Origin of the sequence: Nocardia sp. NPDC050713, assembly GCF_040654315.1 — a bacterium.
Taxonomy (GTDB): Bacteria; Actinomycetota; Actinomycetes; order Mycobacteriales; family Mycobacteriaceae; genus Nocardia.
Genome location: NZ_JBFAHS010000004.1, coordinates 253,043 through 254,935, shown reverse-complemented (window position 1 = coordinate 254,935; position 1,893 = coordinate 253,043). Strand labels below are relative to the sequence as shown.

The window sequence follows — 1,893 nt, the reverse complement described above, 5'->3', positions numbered from 1 at the left end:
GAGACATATGTTCGGCGTTCGTCTCGCCAACGAGTCCGCGGAGGTAGTGCGATGAATGCCGAATGCACCCTCGTCTTTCCTGGTCAAGGCGCGCAGCGGGTCGGGATGGGCGCCGACTTCTGCGCCGAATTCCCAATCGCGCGTGCGGCTTTCGATGAAGCCGCCGAGGCGCTGGGGGAGGACCTGCTGCGGATCTGCGTCGAACGGGATCAGCGGCTGCATCGCACGGAGTACACCCAGCCGTGCGTGCTCACCATGGAGATCGCGGTGCACCGGGTACTGACGGCCGAATGCGGCGTGCGCCCGGTCGCATTCGGTGGGCACAGCCTCGGCGAGTACAGCGCGTTGGTCGCGGCCGGTGTCGTCGGGCTCGCCGACGGGGTCCGGTTGGTGCGGGCCCGCGGTGCGCTCATGCAGCGGGCGGTGCCGGAGGGTCGTGGTTCGATGGCCGCGCTGATCCTGCCCGACATCGCCTCGCACGGAGTGGCCGAACTCGTCGCGGGCGTCGGCGCCGAGGTCGCCAACGACAATTCACCGGAGCAACTCGTCATCAGCGGCGCCACCGAGGCCGTCGCGGCCGCCAGAGTGCTACTCGCCGAGCGTCTTCCGGAGCTGCGGTTCGTTCCGCTGCGGGTGAGTGCGCCCTTCCACTCCCGGTTGATGCGGTCGATCGAATCGGAGTTCGCCGGGTACGTGGCCGACTGTGCGCCGCGGCTGCGCGCGGACCGTGCGGCCGCGGTGACCTCGAACTTCACCGGCGAGTTCCACCGGCCCGAGACACTCACCGACAATCTCGTCCGCCAGATCAGCGCGCCGGTCCGGTGGCAGGACAATATGCGGGCGCTCGGTCGCACCGGAACGGCGATCGTCGAGATCGGCCCTTCGGCGCCCCTGTCGAAGTTCTTCGAGTCGGTCGGGGTCGAGGTTTCGCGACTGGTGACAGTCGGTGATCTCGCACTGTTCCGGTCCGAGCCACCGCATCTGGCTGCTCGCATGGAGCCGACCCCGGCACGAACGCCCGACGCTCCGCCCGCGCCGCCGGTGGCGAGCATGCCGACCACGCCGGGCGTGCGGCCCGCACCACCTGAACGGCCCGTCCTGCCAGCCACATTCACCGGAGGCGACACCGTGGATCGGTTGGTGCTGCACCAGCGGCAGGCCGCGCCCCCGCTGTTGCGCCTGTTCTGCTGGCCGTTCGCGGGCGGCAAGGCCGCGGCTTACACGCAGTGGCGTACCCGGTTGCCCGATTGGGTGGAGTTGTGCGCCGTCGAATTGCCCGCCAGACACCGGCATCTCGGGCAGACACCGATGCGCGGGTTCGGGGAATTGGTGGATGCCGCGGTGGCGCAGGTGGTTCCGCTCACCGACTTGCCGTTCGCCTTCTTCGGCCACAGCCTCGGAGCGTTGACCGCCTTCGAGGTCGCGCGTCGACTCCCCGCCGGGGTCGCTCCGGAGGTGTTGTTCCTCGCCGCGTCGGTGGCGCCGCACCTTCCGCGGCCGGGACGTCTGTCGAGCTTGTCGGATGATCAATTCCTCTCCGCGGTAGGGCATTACGGCGGGATCCCGCCCGAGGTCATGGATACCCCGGAGGTGATGGCACTGTTCCTGCCCGCATTGCGGAGCGACTTCGAGATCTTCGACGACTACCGGTTCGTTCCGCACCCACCGCCCGCCTGTCCGGTCCACCTCTACGGCGGACGCGACGATCGGCAGGTGGCGGCCACGCAACTCGAGGCGTGGCGCGATGTGCTGCCCGGGATTCGCTCCACCGAGCTGCTGCCCGGCGGCCACTTCTTCCTCGTCGACCAGCGCGACGCGCTGGTCGACTCCATCGCGGACAAGCTGCGCGCCGTCCGTCCCAACGCGGTACCCGCCTGATGAAGGGATCATTCC

The 1,893-nt window shown here is 69.2% G+C and carries 1 protein-coding gene; it reads left to right on the top strand.

Annotated features, from left to right (window positions below):
* The first annotated feature begins 51 nt into the window (after nt 1-51).
* Nucleotides 52-1,878, top strand: coding sequence for a thioesterase domain-containing protein (locus tag AB0H49_RS10255; protein WP_357249565.1), 1,827 nt, complete (start codon nt 52-54; stop codon nt 1,876-1,878).
* Nucleotides 1,879-1,893 lie beyond the last annotated feature (15 nt).